This window comes from Xanthomonas sp. 1678, from assembly GCF_031455575.1.
GTDB lineage: Bacteria > Pseudomonadota > Gammaproteobacteria > Xanthomonadales > Xanthomonadaceae > Xanthomonas_A.
On sequence record NZ_JAVDSZ010000005.1, the window covers coordinates 319,482 to 335,716 of the forward strand.

Consider the following 16,235-nt stretch of genomic DNA (forward strand, 5'->3'; position numbering starts at 1 on the left):
GCATGCGCTCGTGCGCGGCCAGGGTGGCCCGTCATGCTTTCCTGTAGGAGCGGCTTCAGCCGCGACCGTGGCCTTGCCGATAGAGCCGGTCGCGGCTGAAGCCGCTCCTACAAGGGATTCGCTCGTCCGTAACCAGCGCCCCAGCCTCCTTGGCCGCTACGGATCCAGCCAGCCACGCTCCACCGCGGCCAGCACGTCCTGTTGGGTGTCCAGGTCCAGCGCCAGCGCCGGGGCCACGATGCAGCCGAGGCTGTCCGGCGCCATCGCCTCGAACAGCGCACGCAGGCCGCGGTCGCCGGACAGGCGCAGCCCGCGCCAACAGTCCTGCGCCACCACCGCCGGCATGCCGCGCACGCCGGCGTAGGCGCTGATCGCGCAGCCGGAGGCGGCGCGCATCGCCGCGGCCAGCAGGTCGTGCAGGTGCGGCAGATCCAGCGCCGGCTGGTCGCAGCCGAGCACCAGGCTGTGGCTGATGGAGGCGTCGTCGTGGACGACCGCGCGCAGGCACTCCAGGCTGCCGCCCATGCCGCTGGACCAGTCCGGATTGCGCACCACTTCCACCGGCAACCCGTCCAGCGCCGGGCGCAGCGCCTCGGCCTGCGCGCCCAGCACCACCACGCAACGCGCCGGCGCCGTGGCCAGCGCCAGGCGCGCGGCGCGGCGCAGCAGCGGCTCGCCGTCGCGGGTCAGCGCCTGCTTGGCGTGGCCGAGGCGGCGGCTGGCGCCGGCGGCCAGGATCAACGCCGCGTGCGCCTGGCTCATCGCGCTTCCTCCTCGGCATCCAAGGGCACCGGCGGCGCCACTGCATCGCGGTGCGAGCGCCGCGGCCTGCCGCCCGCCTCCGCCACCGCGTCCGGCCGTGGCGGCGCGGTGCGGGTGGCCTGCAGCTGCGCGGCGATGCTCAGCGCGATCGCCTCCGCGCCGCTGCCGCCCAGCCGCAGCCCGACCGGCGCATGCAGCCGCGGCAGCAGTTGCGCGTGCTGTTGCGGGCGCAGCAGGCGGAACAGATCCTCGCGCCGGCGCGGCGGCCCCAGCAGGCCCAGGAACGGGATCGCGCTGCCCGCCAGCGCGTCCAGCGCTTCGCGGTCCAGTTCGAAGTGGTGGTGCATCACCAGCGCCGCATCGCTGTCGGCGCAGTCGGCCAGCGCGCGGGTCGGCGTGCAGGCCAACGCCAGGTCGGCCAGCACGGCTTGGGCCATCCAGCGCGGCCGCTGCTCGACCAGCGTGGTCATCCAGCCCAGTTGCCGCAGCAGCGGCAACAGCACCGCGGTTTCCGGACCCGCGCCGAACACGCTGACCCGCGGCGGCGGCGGCACCTGTACCTGCCCGCCGCAGGCCGCCGCGCCATTCCAGGCCTGGCACGGCACCCGCCACTGCAGCGTCTGCCCGGCCACCGCCGCGACCACGCCACCGTCGCCATCCAGCGCCAGGGCCAAGCCGCCGCGCCGCTGCAGCCAGGCCTGCGCCAGGCGCTCAATGCCGGGCAGTGCCGACAACGGCAACAAGGCCAGGCGCAGGCGGCCGCGGCAGCCCACCGCCGAGCCGGACAGCAGGTCGTCGTCGTCACGCGTGTCGATCTCCATCCACGCCAGCGCGCCGGCCGCCGCCGCGCGCGCCGCGCAGCGCGCGATCTCCGGCTCCAGGCAGCCGCCGCTGAGCCAACCCTGCTGCGCGCCGTCGGCGCCGAACAGCGCGATCGCGCCGGCATGCGCATAGGTGGAGCCTTCGCTGGCCATCACCACCGCCAGCACGGCGGGTGCGCGCTTTCGGCAGGCGACGATGGCGGCGTGGAGACAGTGTCTGGCGGCGGACATGCGGCTGTCGCTGAAGGTGGGAATCACAGACTAAGCAGGCGCTTGTGAAGGCCCGATCCGTTCGCCGGTGGACGCGGGCAATGTATTCGCCGCCATCGCCCCGCGGCGGCGCACGGCGGCGGCTTTGTGTCGCGCACGATCCGCGCGAGGCATGCGCCGCGCTCGCCACGCCGGCCGCGCACCCTTTGCCGATGCCCCGCGCCGTCGTGCATGCCAGATGCCTGCCGGTCCCGGATCGGCCCGCCTGCGCGCATGAACTCCATGTCATGGCCGGCGCAGAACGCTCCGGTAAAGTACCGCCGCTTACCCGCACGACGCCGGCAATTCCCCCTCATGAGCCCTGACCACGCGACTCCCGCCGCCGAGGCCCACGCGCACCCGTTCCTGCACGGCGGCGGCGGGACCGGCGCGCTGATCGGCCGTTTCGACTGGTCGCGTACGCCGCTGGGGCCGTTGTCGGCATGGCCGCAGAGCCTGCGCACGGTAACCGCGATGCTGCTGCGCTCGCCGCTGCCGATCGTGCTGCTGTGGGGGCCCGAGGGCATCATGATCTACAACGACGCCTACGCGGTCTTCGCCGGCGCGCGGCATCCGCAGCTGCTCGGCTCGGAGGTGCGCCAGGGCTGGGCGGAAGTGGCCGAGTTCAACGACCACGTGATGAAGGTGGGCCTGGCCGGGCAGACGCTGTCGTACAAGGACCAGGAACTGACCCTGCACCGCCACGGCCGCCCCGAGCAGGTGTGGATGGACCTGGACTATTCGCCGGTGCTGGACGACGACGGCGCCCCCGCCGGGATCATCGCCTTCGTCGTCGACACCACCGAGCGGGTGCGCGCGCAGGCCCATATCCAGGCCGAGCGCACGCGCCTGACCCGCCTGTTCGACCAGGCACCGGGGTTGATGGTGATGCTGACCGGACGCGACCACGTGGTCGAACTGGCCAACCCGGCGTTCGTACGCCTGATGGGCGGCGGCGAGCTGCTCGGCCTGCCGATCCGCGCCGCACTGCCGGACATGGCGCGGCCGGACTTCCTCGACATCCTGGACAACGCCTACCGCACGGGCACGGCCTTCGTCGCCAATTCGGCGACGTTCCAGCTGCAGCACGACGGCCAGGCGCACGAACGCATCCTCGACTTCGTCTGCCAGCCGGTGACCGGTCCGTCCGGCGAGGTCACCGGCATCTTCATCGAAGGCCACGACGTCACCGAGCAGCGCCGGAGCGCCGACGCGCTGCGCGCCAACGAGCGGCGCCTGCGGTTTCTCGACGCGCTGGCCAAGGCCACCGCCGCCAGCACCGATGCCGGCGCCATCCTCGCCACCACCACGCGCCTGCTCGGCGAGTACCTGCGCGTGTCGGTGTGCGCCTATGCGGACATGGATCCGGACCAGGACGGCTTCACCATCCGCGGCGACTGGAGCGCGCCCGGCGCGCAGAGCATCACCGGCCACTACAGCCTGACCGCGTTCGGCCAGTTGGCGGTGCGCAACCTGCGCGCCGGCCTGCCGCTGGTGCTGGACGACAACCGCGCGCAGCTGCCGCCGCACGAAGCGGCCACGTTCCTGGACATCGGCCTGGCCGCGACCATCTGCATGCCGCTGGTCAAGGAAGGACGGCTGACCGCACTGATGGCCATCCACGACAGCGCGCCGCACCGCTGGACGCAGGAGGAGCTGTCGCTGCTGACCGAAGTGACCGAGCGTTCCTGGGCGCACATCGAGCGCGTGCGCTCGGAGGCGCAGCGACGGCTGGACGAACAGCGCTTCCTGCGCGAACTGGAGCGCAAGGTGGCCGAGCGCACCGCCGAGTTGGCGCAGAGCCAATCCAACATCCGCACCGTGCTGGAGACCTCGCACCTGTTCCAGGGCCTGCTCGACCTGGACGGGCGCCTGCGCTACACCAACGCCACCGCGCTGCAGGGTATCGGCGCGCGCCTGGACGACATCCGCGACTGGCCGCTGTGGACCACGCCGTGGTTCGCGAAGACGGACGGTGCGCCGGAACTGGTCGAGGCCGCGGTGCGCCGCGTCGCCGCCGGCGGCACCGAGCACATGAGCATGACCTTGAACCTGCCGACCGGCGTGCGCGCCTTCGACCTGTCGCTGCGGCCGGTGCTGGATGCGGCCGGCACGGCGATGGGGATGGTGTTCGAGGCGGTGGAGATGACCGCGCGGATCATGGCCGAGAAGGCGCTGCGGCAAGCGCAGAAGATGGAGGAGATCGGCAACCTCACCGGCGGCATCGCGCACGACTTCAACAACCTGCTGACGGTGATCCTGGGCAACCTGGAACTGCTGCGCGGGCGCGTGCCGGACGACCCGCTGCTGCGGCGGCTGCTGGACAACGCCACCGCCGGCGCCGAACGCGGCGCCGCGCTGACCGCGCGCATGCTGGCCTTCGCGCGCAGGCAGGACCTGCGCACCGAGCGGCTCGACGTGAAGACGCTGGTCGAGGGCATGACCGACCTGCTGGAACGTTCGTTGGGCGCGACCATCGCGCTGCAGCTGGAACTGCCGACGCGCCTGCCAGCGGTGGAGACCGATGCCAACCAGCTCGAAACGGCGCTGCTGAACCTGGCGGTCAACGCGCGCGACGCGATGGACGGCCAGGGCCGCATCCTGATCGCCGCGCGCGCGGCGCGGCGCCGGCACGCGGCCGATGGGCTGCGGCCCGGCCGCTACGTGTGCCTGGCGGTCACCGACACCGGCACCGGCATGGACGAGGCCACGCTCAAGCGCGCCGCCGAGCCGTTCTTCACCACCAAGGGCGTCGGCAAGGGCACCGGCCTGGGCCTGTCGATGGTGCATGGGCTGGCCCAGCAGTGCGGCGGCGCGTTGCTGATCCACAGCACGCCGGGCCTGGGCACCACCGCGGAAATCTGGCTGCCGGCCACCGACGCGGATGCCGCCGCCGCCGCGCCCGCGGTGCGCACGCCGGCGCTGCCGGCGGTGGCGGCCGGCGCGCTGAAGATCCTGGCGGTGGACGACGACCGACTGGTGCTCGCCAACACCGCGCAGATGCTCGGCGAACTCGGCCACCAGGTCACCGCGGCCGGCTCCGGTCCCGAGGCGCTGGCCATGCTCGCGCAGCAGCGCTTCGACCTGGTGGTCACCGACTACGCGATGCCGGACATGACCGGCATGCAGCTGGCGGTGGCGATCCGCCAGGCGCAGCCGGCGCTGCCGATCCTGCTGCTCTCCGGCTACACCGACCTGGCGCCGGGCGCGCACCCGCAGATCCCGCGCCTGTCCAAGCCGTACTCGCGTGCCGGGCTGGCGCGGGCGGTGATGGACGCGGTGGGCGCCGGCGACAACGCGGGCGGGAACGAAGCGGCGGCCTGCGAAAACTAGGTCGCGGCCGCTCAGCCGGTGAGTTCGGCCATGAAGTCGTCAAAGCAATCGCTTACCAGGGCCAGTTCCTCCTCGTCCATCAGGTAGAGGTAGATTTTCCCGTGGTCATCTTTCCTGAGCGACAACAGGAAACAGTCGCCGCCATAGTCGTAGGCGAAGGGAATCATTCCCTGCAGGGAGGGAACGCTGTCGGTCAGGTCGCGGTAGACGGTCTCGATCGGAGCCATGCCGTACTTGATCGGCGTGAAACCTCCCAGCAGAAAATCGTTGTCGCCATGGTCGTCGGACAGGTCCCCGCCATTGTGCTGCAGATAGAACTGCCTGAAGCCGGCCGGCAGTTGCGCACCGAATTGCTGCTGAAATTCGTCCAGCTCCTGCACGGTGAGGGCCTGCCCGGAGTCTTCGAGGATCAGCTGCATTCGAGCGCTCCCGCTGCTCTGCTCTGGCACGAGGCGGCGAGTATAGGGCGTGTCTGCAGCGGGCCGCGCATCGTTCGGGCGGCTTGGCCAAGTTCGCACAACCCGGCGGCACACGGACGCGGCAAGTGCGCCTCGCTATTGCAGATGGAAGCGCTCGAAACGCTGCAGCGCCGCCTCGATCGCGCGCTTCAGCGCGGGCCGCTGCGGCACCAGCCAGGTCCATTTCTGGATCAGCAGCCTGCCCGCCTGGCGGTCCATCTTCAGGTCGAGCGCGGCGACGATGCGGTCGCCGACCAGCACCGGCAGCGCGAAGTAGCCGAGCACCCGCTGCGCCGCCGGCACGTAGGCCTCGAAGCGATGTTCGTAGCCGAAGAATTGCTGCAGCCGCTTGCGCTGGATCACCAGCGGATCGAACGGCGACAGCAGATGCGCGACGGTCTCGTCCGGCACGGGCGGCGCGTGCTCGAGCAGCGCCGGTTCGGCCCACAACGTCGCCTGCTCCTGGCCCTGCAGGTGCACCGGAAGCAGCCGTCCGGCGGCGACCGCGGCGGCGATCAGCGCGCGCACCGCGGGCTTGGCGCCGGCATGGCCGTAGCAGATCGAGTCCACACCGACCAGGCCTTGCGCGCGCAGCGCGCGCTCCAGCAGATAGCGCGCGTACTGCGCGTCGCTGGCCGGGCGCGGGCGCCGGGTCCAGCCGAAATGGCGCGCGGCCAGCTCGTAGGTCTTGAGCATGCCGCTGCGCTGGCTGACCACCAGGTCGCCGCTGAAGAAGCCGTAGCGCAGCGCCGCCCGCGACGGCTTGCGGCTGCCCCACGGATGGGTCTTCTCGACCAGCACGTCGTCGTCGATGTCGCGGATCGACAACGGCCCGTCGTTGCGGATGCGCCGCAGCAGCTTGGTGTAGTCGGCCGGATCGATCCTGCCGGCCGCGTCCGCCTCGGCGCGGTAGCGCGCCATCTGCGCCACGTACATGCGGTAGTCGGCGATCGGCACGTAGGCCAGCGCATGCGTCCAGTATTCGAACACCGACTTGTCCTGCGACTGCGCCTGTTCCAGATCCTGCTTGCGGTAGTCGGGGATGCGGCTGTACAGCACATGGTGGTGGCTGCGCTCGATCACGTGGATGGTGTCGATCTGCACGTAGCCCAGGTGCGCGGTGGCCCGCCGCACCGCTTCGGCGCCGGCGCCGAACGGCGCGGGCGTGGTCAGCCGTTGCGCGTCCAGCCACAGCGCGCGCGCCCGCGCGGCGGCGATGGGGACAGAGGCGGCGGGGGTCTTCGGCATCGGTGCGGCACTCCGGCAGGCGCAAGGCGCCGCAGAGCATAGCAACGTCGGGCACCACGCGATCGCGCGTGCGCATGCATGCGTCGTTGCGCCAGGCAGGGTGCACTGCCACCGCTGCAACTGCATGCACCCTGCCCCGCCCGGCTCGGCCCGTGCTACGCGCAAACGACGGCGGCATGCCGCCGTCCCTGCCGACCTTGCGCTTGCCAACTACATGCATATGCACGTACTTTGCCGAACCATGGACGATGCCCTCCCCTGCCGCTGCACCTGTTTCCTGTTGCGCCGCGCCGCGCGCCGTACCTCGCAGGTCTACGACCGCGAACTGAGCGCGGTGGGGCTGAGCCTGAACGAGTATTCGATCCTGCGCCGCGCCGGCAGCGCACAGCAGCTCGGCGCGTTGGCCGAACGCCTGGGCATGGACCGCAGCACGCTGTCGCGCAATCTCAAGCCGATGCAGGCGGCCGGCTGGATCGAGCAACGCCGCAGCGACGATGCGCGGCAGAAGCTGGTGGTGGTCAGCGCCGCCGGCCGGCGCCTGCTCAAACGCGCGCTGCCGCACTGGGAGCGCGCGCAGGCGCGGATCGACGCCCTCGCCGGCACCACCGCCATCGACGCCCTGCACCGCCAGCTGCGGCAGCTTGAACGCGCGTTGGGCGCCGATCGCGAGGACGCCACCGCATGAGTGACGCGGCGCCGCACGCGCAGGCCAGCCGCCACTGGGGCCTGCTGCTCATCGCCTCGGCAACGCTGATGCTGACCATGGGCGCGCGCCAGACCACCGGTCTGTTCGTCGAGCCGATCCATCGCAGCAGCGGCGTCGGCATCGCCGCGATCAGCTTCGCGCTGGCGGTCGGCCAGTTCGTGTGGGGCGCGGTGCAGCCGGTGTTCGGCGCCATCGCCGATCAGCGCGGCCCGCTGCCGGTGCTGTGGCTGGGCGGGATGCTGCTGGCGCTGGGCCTGGGCCTGGCGCCGCTGATGCCGACCGAATGGGGCCTGATCGTCAGCCTCGGCCTGCTCGCCGCGGCGGGCGCCGGCGCCGGCAGCTTCTCGGTGCTGATCGGCGCCACCGCGCATCGGCTCGCGCCGCAGCAGCGCTCGTTCGCCGCCGGGCTGATCAACGCCGGCGGGTCGCTGGGTCAGTTCCTGTTCGCGCCGCTGGTGCAATGGATGATCGGCGCCGCCGGCTGGGCGATGGCCATGACCGGCATGGCGGCGCTGTCGCTGCTGACCCTGCCGCTGGCCTGGCCGCTGCGCGGCAAGAGTCACGCGCAGGCGCCATCGGCGACAGCGGTCGCCGCGGACGGCGGATTGCGCGCGCAGTTGCGCGTCGCCCTGCGCGACCGCAGCTACTGGTGCCTGCACCTGGGCTTCTTCACCTGCGGCGTGCACATCGCGTTCCTGGTCACCCACCTGCCTGGCGAGATCGCGCTGTGCGGGCTGGCGCCCAGCGTCTCGGCGATCGCCATCGCGCTGATCGGCCTGTTCAACGTCGCCGGCAGCCTGGTCGCCGGCAAGCTCGGCGAGCGCGTGCGCATGAAATGGCTGCTGCTGGCGATGTACGCCAGCCGCGCGGTGCTGATCGCCCTGTACCTGCTCGCGCCGCCGACGCCGCTGACCTTCTACCTGTTCGCCGCCGCACTCGGCTTCACCTGGTTGGCGACGGTCCCGCCCACAGCCGGGCTGATCGGCAAGCTGTTCGGGCCGCGTTACCTTGGCACCCTGTTCGGCCTGACCCTGCTCTCGCACCAGATCGGCGGGTTCTTCGGCGCCTGGCTCGGCGGTGTGGCGCTGGAGCGCTTCGGCGACTACCAGTGGATGTGGTACGCCGACATGGCGCTGGCGGTGGCCGCAGCGCTGGTCAATCTGCCGATCCGCGAGCAGCGCCCGCTGCGCGCCGCGCAGCCCGCCTAGGGGGCGCCGGCACCGGCGACGCGGCAGCGGACATCGGATCGGGCCGGTAGCCCTGGACGAACAACGCGACGGCGCTGTCCACGCACGCCGCCGCCGACCGTTCCGGCGCGACCGCCGCGCCGGTCAGCAGCACGCGCAGCGCCGGTGCGCCGGCGACCAGCCCGAAGAACTGCGCGGACGCATGCGCCACGTCGGCGATCGCCAACGTGCCGCGCCCGGTCTCGGCGCGCAGGAACCGCTGCATGGCGCGATCGTAGCGTTCGAAGCACAGGTCCCAGTGCGTATCGGCATGCGGCAACGCGAACTGCGTGGACAACGCCAGCATGCGATGGATGGCCTTCGGCAGCGGTCCGGTCGCCATCTCCATCAGCGCGTGCGCCACCGCCGCCAGCCGCGGCTGCAACGGCCCGGCGGTGGCGAGCAGCGCCTCCCAGCGATCCGGCATCTCGCCCACCATCGCGTCCACGGTCGCGCGGAACAACGCGTCCTTGTTGGCGAAATGCGCGTAGATCGTGGCCTTGGACACGTCCGCGCACGCGGCGATGGCGTCCATGTTGGTGTGGTCGAAGCCGTCGCGGGAAAACAGCTGCCGGGCGGCGCGCAGGATCGCGGCGCGCTTCTCGCGCGTGGCCGCGGGTGCGCGCCGCCGCGGCACCGGCGCGGCGCGGTGCCGCGGCATCGCTAGCGATCCACCGCTGCCGTGGCCTGCGTGGCCGCGGCCATCTCCACCCAGCCGCCACCCAGCGCCTTGTAGAAGGTCACCAGGTTAGTGAAGCGCGACAACCGCGTATCGATCAGCGCCTGCTCGGCGGCGTACAGCGTGCGCTGCGCGTCCAGCGCGCCGAGGTAGCTGTCCACGCCGCGCTCGAAGCGCGCCTGCGACAGCCGGTAGCTGTCGGCGGACGCGTCCACCAGCGCCTGTTGCGCCTGCAGCTGGCGGCCCAGCGTGTCGCGCGCGGCGAGCGCATCGGACACTTCGCGGAACGCGGTCTGGATCGCCTTTTCGTAGTTGGCCACGTCGATGTCGCGCTGCGCCTTGGCGATGTCGAGATTGGCGCGGTTGCGGCCGCCGTCGAAGATCGGCAACGAGATGCTCGGCGCGAAGCTCCAGCTGCCCGAGCCGCCCTTGAACAGCCCGGACAGGCCGGCGCTGGCGCTGCCGGCCGAGGCGGTCAGGCTGATGCTCGGATAGAACGCCGCGCGCGCGGCGCCGATGTTGGCGTTGGCCGCCTGCAGGGTGCGCTCGGCCTGCAAGATGTCCGGACGGCGTTGCAGCAGTTCCGACGGCAGCCCCGCCGGAATGCCGGCCAACACGTTGGCGTCGGCGCTGGCGCTGTCCGGCAGCGCGGTCGGCAGCAGCGCGGCCGGCACCTCGGCACCGGCCAGCAGGCGCAGCGCGTTGCGGTCCTGCGCCACCTGCGCGGTGTAGCGCTCCACGTCCACCCGCGCGCTTTCCACCGTGGTCTGCGCCTGCCGCAGGGTCAGCGCCGAGGCCGCACCGAGGTCGAAGCTGCGTTGCTGCAGCCGCAAGCTCTCGCTCTGGCTGGTCAGCGTGTCCTGCGCCAACCGCAGCAGGTCCTGATCGGCGGCCAGGGTGAGATACGCCGTGGCGACCTGCGCGATCAGGCTGATGTGGGTGCTGCGCTGCGCCTCGGTGGTGGACAGGAACTGCTGCAGCGCCTGTTCCTTGAGGCTGCGCACGCGGCCGAACAGATCCAGTTCGTAGGCGCTGATGCCCAGCGTGGCGCTGTAGCTGTGCGCGACCGACGGGCGCCCGGCGGCCGACAGATCGCCCGGCGTGCGCGAACCGCTGCCGCTGCCGGCCAGGTCCACGCCCGGCGCCAGGTCGGCGCGCTGCACCCGGTACTGCGCCCAGGCCTGGTCGATGGTGAGCGCGGCCACGCGCAGGTCGCGGTTGTTGTCCAGCGCCAGTTCGATCACCTGCTGCAGCTTGGGATCGGTGAACACCGCGCGCCAGCCGATGTCGGCGACCGGCAGCGTGCCGGTCTGCGCGGCGCCGGCCTGCGCGGCGCCGGCCTGCGCGCCGCTGTCGGCGTCGGCGCCGGCGAAGGCCGCCGGCACCGGCGCAGCCGGGCGCTCGTACGTCGGCATCAGGCTGCACCCTGCGAGCGCGGCGGACACCGCCAGCGCCAGCGGGGCGAACAGGAAACGGGACATCTCAGGCTCCTTCCGCGACGCGCGCGGCGGACGGGTCGTCGGGAGTGCCGGCGCGGCGCTTGAACAGGCCGCACACCAGCACGAAGAACAGCGGCACGAAGAAGATCGCCAGGATCGTGCCGGACAGCATGCCGCCGATCACCGCGGTGCCCAGCGCGTGCTGCGCGCCGGACCCGGCGCCGCTGCCCAGCACCAGCGGCACCACGCCGAGGATGAACGCCAGCGAGGTCATCAGGATCGGCCGCAGACGCATGCGCGCCGCTTCCAGCGCCGACTCCAGCAGGCTCTTGCCGCTCTCGTGCAGCTCGCGGGCGAACTCCACGATCAGGATCGCGTTCTTGCACGCCAGGCCGATGGTGGTCAGCAGCCCCACCTGGAAGTACACGTCGTTCATCTTCCAGGTCAGGATCGCGCCGAGCAGCGCGCCGAACACGCCCAGCGGCACCACCAGGATCACCGCGAACGGGATCGCCCAACTCTCGTACAGCGCCGCCAGGCACAGGAACACGATCAGGATCGACAGCGCGTACAGCATGCCGGTCTGGCCGCTGGACGCCTTCTCCTGCCGCGACAGGCCGGTCCACTCGTAGCCGATGCCCGGCGGCAGCTTGGCCGCCGCGGCCTCGACGATGGCCATCGCTTCGCCGCTGGACGCCGCGCCCGGCAGCGCCATGCCCAGGATCTCCACCGACGGCACGCTGTTGTAGCGCTCCAGCCGCGGCGAACCCATGCTCCAGCTGGCCTTGGCGAAGGAACTTAAGGCGACCATGGTGCCGGCGCTGTTGCGCACGTACCAGCGGTCGATGTCCTCCGGCAGCATGCGGTACGGCGCATCGGCCTGCAGCATCACCTTCTTGACCCGGCCCTTGTCGATGAAGTCGTTGACGTAGGTACTGCCCCAGGCGCTGGAGAAGGTGCCGTTGATGTCGGCGATCGACAGGCCCAGCGTCTCGGCCTTATGCGGGTCGATGTCCAGCTTGAACTCGGGCGTGTCCTCCTGCCCGTTCGGGCGCACCGCGACCAGCCGCTTGTCCTGCGACAGCTCGGCCAGCAACTGGTTGCGCGCCTGCATCAGCGCGGCGTGGCCGAGGTTGGCGCGGTCCTGCAGCATCAGGTCGAAGCCAGTCGCATTACCCAGCTCGGACACCGCCGGCGGCGCGAACGCGAACACCTTGGCGTCGCGGATGCCGGCGAAGAACGCGCCCGCCTTGCCCGCCACGTCGGTCACGCTCTGGCCCTTGCCGGTGCGCTCGTCCCACGGCCGCAGCTTGACGAAGGCGAAGCCGACGTTCTGGCCGCTGCCGGCGAAACTGAAACCGGACACGGCGAACACACCGGCGACCGAGTCCTTCTGCTCGACCAGGAAATGCTGCTCGACCTGGCGGATCACCGCATCGGTACGCGATGCGGTGGCGCCCGGCGGCAGCTGCACCAGCACGAACAGCGTGCCCTGATCCTCGTCCGGCAGGAACCCGACCGGCAGCTTCATGAAGCCGACCACCACCAGCGCCAGCACCACCGCGTAGGCGATCATGTAGCGCCAGCCCTTGCCCAGCATGTGCCGCACGACGCCCTGGTAGCGGCCGTTGCCGCGGTCGAACAGGCGGTTGAACCAGCCGAAGAAGCCGGTGGTGGCCATGCCGTGCTGCTTGGCCGGCTTGAGCAAGGTCGCGCACAGCGCCGGGGTCAGCACCATCGCCACCAGCACCGACAGCGTCATCGCCGCGACGATGGTGATCGAGAACTGGCGGTAGATGACGCCGGTGGAGCCGCCGAAGAACGCCATCGGCACGAACACCGCCGCCAGCACCAGGGCCACGCCGACCAGCGCGCCGGTGATCTGCCCCATCGACTTGCGCGTGGCTTCCTTGGGCGGCAACTGCTCCTCGTTCATCACCCGCTCGACGTTCTCCACCACCACGATGGCGTCGTCCACCAGCAGGCCGATCGCCAGCACCATCGCGAACATGGTCAGCGTGTTGATGGTGTAGCCGAACACCGCCAGCACGCCGAACGTGCCCAGCAACACCACCGGCACGGCGATGGTCGGGATCAGCGTGGCGCGGAAGTTCTGCAGGAACAGGTACATCACCAGGAACACCAGCACCACCGCCTCGATCAGCGTGCGCACCACCTCTTCGATCGAGATGCGCACGAACGGGGTGGTGTCGTAGGGCTTCTGCACCTTCATGCCGGGCGGGAAGAACTTCTCCTGCTCGGCCATGCTGGCGTCGATCGCCTTGACCGTGTCCAGCGCGTTGGCGCCGGTGGCGAGCTTGATCGCCAGGCCCGCGGCCGGCTTGCCGTTGTAGCGGCCGACGGTGTTGTAGCTCTCGCTGCCCAGCTCGATCCGGGCCACGTCGCGCAGGCGCACCTGCGAGCCGTCGGACTGCGTGCGCAGCAGGATGTCCTCGAACTCGGCGGCGGTCTTCAGCCGCGTCTGCGCGGTGATGGTGGCGTTGAGTTGCTGGTTGGCGGCGGCCGGCAGCGCGCCGAGCTGGCCGGCCGAGACCTGCGCGTTCTGCGCCTGGACCGCGGTTTTCACGTCCAGCGGGGTCAGGCTGAAATTGCTCAGCTTGTTCGGGTCCAGCCAGATCCGCATCGAATACTGCGAACCGAACAGGGTGGTGTCGCCGACGCCCTCGACGCGGCTGATCGCTTCCTGCACGTTGGCGGCCACGTAATCGGACAGGTCCGAGTCGCTCATGCTGCCGTCTTCGGAGGTGAAGGCCAGCACGTTGAGGAAGTTGGTCGCCGACTTGGTCACGGTCACGCCCTGCTGCTGCACTTCTTGCGGCAGCAGCGGCGTGGCCAGCGACAGCTTGTTCTGCACCTGCACCTGCGCGGTGTCCGGGTCGGTGCCGTTGTCGAAGGTCAGGGTGATGGTGACCTGGCCGCTGGACTCGCTGGTGGAGGCCATGTAGCTCAGGTGGTCCAGCCCCTTCATCTTCTGCTCGATGACCTGGGTGACGGTGTCCTCGAGGGTCTTGGCCGAGGCGCCGGGATAGTTGGCGGTGATCGCCACGGCCGGCGGCGCGATGCTCGGGTATTGCGCGATGGGCAGGGTGACGACGGAGAGGATGCCGGCCAGCATCACGATGATGGCCAGCACCCAGGCGAAGATCGGGCGGTCGATGAAGAAACGTGCCATGACGGTCTAGCGCCTCAGTTGGTCGCGCGCGGCGCGGCCGCGGCAGCGGCAGGCGCCGCGGCGGTGGCGGCCTTCGCCTGCCACGGCACGGTCTTGACCGTCGCCCCGGGCCGGGCCCGCGACTGGCCCTCGACCACCAGCTGCTCGCCGGGCTTGAGCCCGCTGCGCACCAGCCACTGGTCGCCGACCGCGCGGTCGGTCTCCAGCACGCGCAGCTGCAGCGTGTGGTCGCGGCCGACCACGTACGCGGTCGGCTTGCCCGCGCCGTTGCGCGACACCGCCTGCTGCGGCACCAGGATCGCCTGGTCCTTCATCCCCTCCTGCAGCACCGCACGCACGTACATGCCCGGCAGCAGGTCCGCGTTCGGGTTGGGGAACACCGCGCGCAAGGTGATCGAGCCGGTGTTCTGGTCGACGGTGACGTCGGAGAACTCCAGCCGCCCCTGCAACGGGTACGGACTTCCGTCCTCCAGCAGCAGCGACACCTTGGCCGCGGTGGCGTCGGCCTTCTCCAGTTCGCCGCTGGCCAGCGCCTGCCTGAGCCGCAGCAGCGAGGCGCTGGGCTGGGTGACGTCGACGTAGATCGGATCCAGTTGCTGGATCGTGGCCAGCGCCGTCGCCTGGCTGGCGGTGACCAGCGCGCCGGCGGTGACGCTGGACTTGCCGATGCGCCCGGAAATCGGCGCATCCACCCGCGCATAGGCCAGGTTGATGCGCGCGCTTTCCACGTTGGCCTTGGCTGCGGCGACATCCGCCTCGGCCTGCCCGAGCGCGGCATCGGCATCGTCGCTGTCCTGCCGGCTGATCGCCGACACCTTCACCAGTTCGCGGTAGCGCTCGGCCTTCAGCCGCGCGGTGCGCAGCGTGGCCTGCGCCCTGCCGAGCGCGGCCACGTAGCTGTCGTAGGTGGCGCGATAGCTGGCCGGGTCGATCTGGTACAGCGTCTCGCCGGCCTTGACCTCGCCGCCCTCGCGGAACTTGCGCGCCTGGATGATGCCGTTCACCTGCGGCCGCACATCGGCGATCAGGTACGGCAGCGTGCGCCCCGGCAATTCGGTGGTCAGCGCGACCGGGCGCGTGGCGACGGTGACGACGCCCATCTGCGGCGTGCCCTCCTCCGGCGGCGGGCCGCCCGGGGGCGAACCGCAGGCGCTCAACAGCAGGGTGACCGCCACGGCCAGGGCCGGCGAGAGACGAGAGGACAGGACAGGACGCACGAGGGAATCTCCGGGTGGGGGACGCAGGCGGGGCGAAAGAATCTAAACGGTACGGTTCGGTATACTAATCATGCGATCCGGCGCCGTCAATCATTTCTGCCCTCCCGGTATACTTAAGCGCCCTTCCCCACGGCAGAGCGATGCGCGTCAGGACCGAAGCCAAACGCGAAGCGATCGTCGAAGCGGCGGCCGGGGTGTTCCTGGAGGCCGGCTTCGAGGGCGCCTCGATGACCCAGATCGCCAGCCGTGCCGGCAGCTCCAAACGCACCCTGTACGGCTATTTCCCGTCCAAGGAAGAGCTGTTCGTGGCGGTGGCGCACAGCGTCGCGGAGCGGTTCATGGAGCCGATCCTGGCCGCGCTGATGCAGACCGAGGACGATCTGCCGACCGCACTGCAGCGCCTGGGCGAGGACGCCCTGGGCTTCCTGTGTTCGGAACAGTCGGTGCAGGTGTGGCAGACCATCATCGGCGTGTCGGGACGCTCCGACATCGGCCTGCTGTTCTTCGAGAGTGGCCCCGACCACGGCATGAGCCGCCTGGGCATCTACCTGCAGGAGCAGATGGAGCAGGGCCGGCTGCGCCGCGCCGACCCGACCACCGCCGCCCGCCACCTGGCCGGGCTGCTGGAAGCGGAAACGCTGATGCCCTGCCTGTTCGGCGCGCTGAAGAACCCGTCGCCGGAGTACCTGCGCGAGGCGACGCGGCGCGCGCTGCAGGTGTTCTTCGGCGGCTATGGGACTTAGCTGGAATGGTGGGTGGCGTATTCGCCAATAGGCGCATTTGTAGGAGCGGCTTCAGCCGCGACAGGCGCTATCGGGAAATCCAGTAGCGGCTGGAGCCGCACCAACAGCTCAAACTCCAAAGCGCCCCACTACCCCACCCCAGTATCACCAAACACCCCCCC

At 71.0% G+C, this 16,235-nt stretch carries 12 protein-coding genes; 4 read left to right on the forward strand and 8 right to left on the reverse strand.

Annotation, left to right across the window (positions count from 1 at the left end; genetic code table 11):
• Positions 1–156: 156 nt before the first annotated feature.
• Together J2Y70_RS12130 and J2Y70_RS12135 are read right to left on the reverse strand one after the other, a co-directional pair.
• Entirely contained in the window at positions 157–762 is a 606-nt protein-coding gene (locus J2Y70_RS12130) for a nucleotidyltransferase family protein (RefSeq protein WP_309917674.1), read from the reverse strand.
• Positions 759–1,814 carry an XdhC family protein gene (locus tag J2Y70_RS12135; RefSeq protein WP_309917676.1) on the reverse strand — a complete coding sequence of 352 codons (1,056 nt, stop codon included), beginning with the start codon at positions 1,812–1,814 and terminating at the stop codon, positions 759–761. Before J2Y70_RS12135 ends, J2Y70_RS12130 begins: the two co-directional genes overlap by 4 nt.
• Positions 1,815–2,147: 333 nt before the next feature.
• Here J2Y70_RS12135 and J2Y70_RS12140 point away from each other — a divergent pair, with 333 nt between their 5' ends.
• Positions 2,148–5,165: a PAS domain-containing protein gene (locus tag J2Y70_RS12140; RefSeq protein WP_309917679.1), complete on the forward strand. Its 3,018-nt coding sequence runs from the start codon at positions 2,148–2,150 to the stop codon at positions 5,163–5,165.
• An 11-nt stretch (positions 5,166–5,176) separates the two neighbouring features.
• Here J2Y70_RS12140 and J2Y70_RS12145 read toward each other — a convergent pair whose 3' ends face one another.
• Both J2Y70_RS12145 and J2Y70_RS12150 read right to left on the reverse strand, forming a co-directional pair.
• The gene (locus J2Y70_RS12145; RefSeq protein WP_309917680.1) at positions 5,177–5,584 is read right to left on the reverse strand and encodes an SMI1/KNR4 family protein; all 408 of its coding nucleotides are present in this window, start codon (positions 5,582–5,584) and stop codon (positions 5,177–5,179) included.
• A gap of 135 nt (positions 5,585–5,719) precedes the next feature.
• Positions 5,720–6,871, reverse strand: a complete 1,152-nt coding sequence (locus J2Y70_RS12150; RefSeq protein WP_309917683.1) for a winged helix DNA-binding domain-containing protein — start codon at positions 6,869–6,871, stop codon at positions 5,720–5,722.
• A gap of 241 nt (positions 6,872–7,112) precedes the next feature.
• Between J2Y70_RS12150 and J2Y70_RS12155 the strand changes: the two genes are divergently transcribed.
• Positions 7,113–7,556 carry a MarR family winged helix-turn-helix transcriptional regulator gene (locus tag J2Y70_RS12155; RefSeq protein WP_309917686.1) on the forward strand — a complete coding sequence of 148 codons (444 nt, stop codon included), beginning with the start codon at positions 7,113–7,115 and terminating at the stop codon, positions 7,554–7,556.
• The gene (locus J2Y70_RS12160) at positions 7,553–8,785 is read left to right on the forward strand and encodes an MFS transporter (RefSeq protein ID WP_309917689.1); all 1,233 of its coding nucleotides are present in this window, start codon (positions 7,553–7,555) and stop codon (positions 8,783–8,785) included. Before J2Y70_RS12155 ends, J2Y70_RS12160 begins: the two co-directional genes overlap by 4 nt.
• On the opposite strand, the gene J2Y70_RS12165 is transcribed toward J2Y70_RS12160, so the two are convergent.
• From J2Y70_RS12165 to J2Y70_RS12180, 4 genes are read right to left on the reverse strand one after another with little or no spacing between them, the layout of a single operon-like run.
• Positions 8,733–9,464: a TetR/AcrR family transcriptional regulator gene (locus J2Y70_RS12165; RefSeq protein WP_309917692.1), complete on the reverse strand. Its 732-nt coding sequence runs from the start codon at positions 9,462–9,464 to the stop codon at positions 8,733–8,735. The genes J2Y70_RS12160 and J2Y70_RS12165 overlap by 53 nt on opposite strands.
• A gap of 2 nt (positions 9,465–9,466) precedes the next feature.
• Positions 9,467–10,963: an AdeC/AdeK/OprM family multidrug efflux complex outer membrane factor gene (adeC, locus tag J2Y70_RS12170; RefSeq protein WP_309917694.1), complete on the reverse strand. Its 1,497-nt coding sequence runs from the start codon at positions 10,961–10,963 to the stop codon at positions 9,467–9,469.
• A 1-nt stretch (position 10,964) separates the two neighbouring features.
• Positions 10,965–14,114, reverse strand: a complete 3,150-nt coding sequence (locus J2Y70_RS12175) for an efflux RND transporter permease subunit (protein WP_309917698.1) — start codon at positions 14,112–14,114, stop codon at positions 10,965–10,967.
• Positions 14,115–14,128: 14 nt separating this feature from the next.
• Entirely contained in the window at positions 14,129–15,331 is a 1,203-nt protein-coding gene (locus tag J2Y70_RS12180) for an efflux RND transporter periplasmic adaptor subunit (protein ID WP_309917701.1), read from the reverse strand.
• Positions 15,332–15,471: 140 nt separating this feature from the next.
• Here J2Y70_RS12180 and J2Y70_RS12185 point away from each other — a divergent pair, with 140 nt between their 5' ends.
• Positions 15,472–16,074, forward strand: coding sequence for a TetR/AcrR family transcriptional regulator (locus J2Y70_RS12185; RefSeq protein WP_309917704.1), 603 nt, complete (start codon positions 15,472–15,474; stop codon positions 16,072–16,074).
• The last annotated feature ends 161 nt before the right edge of the window (positions 16,075–16,235 follow it).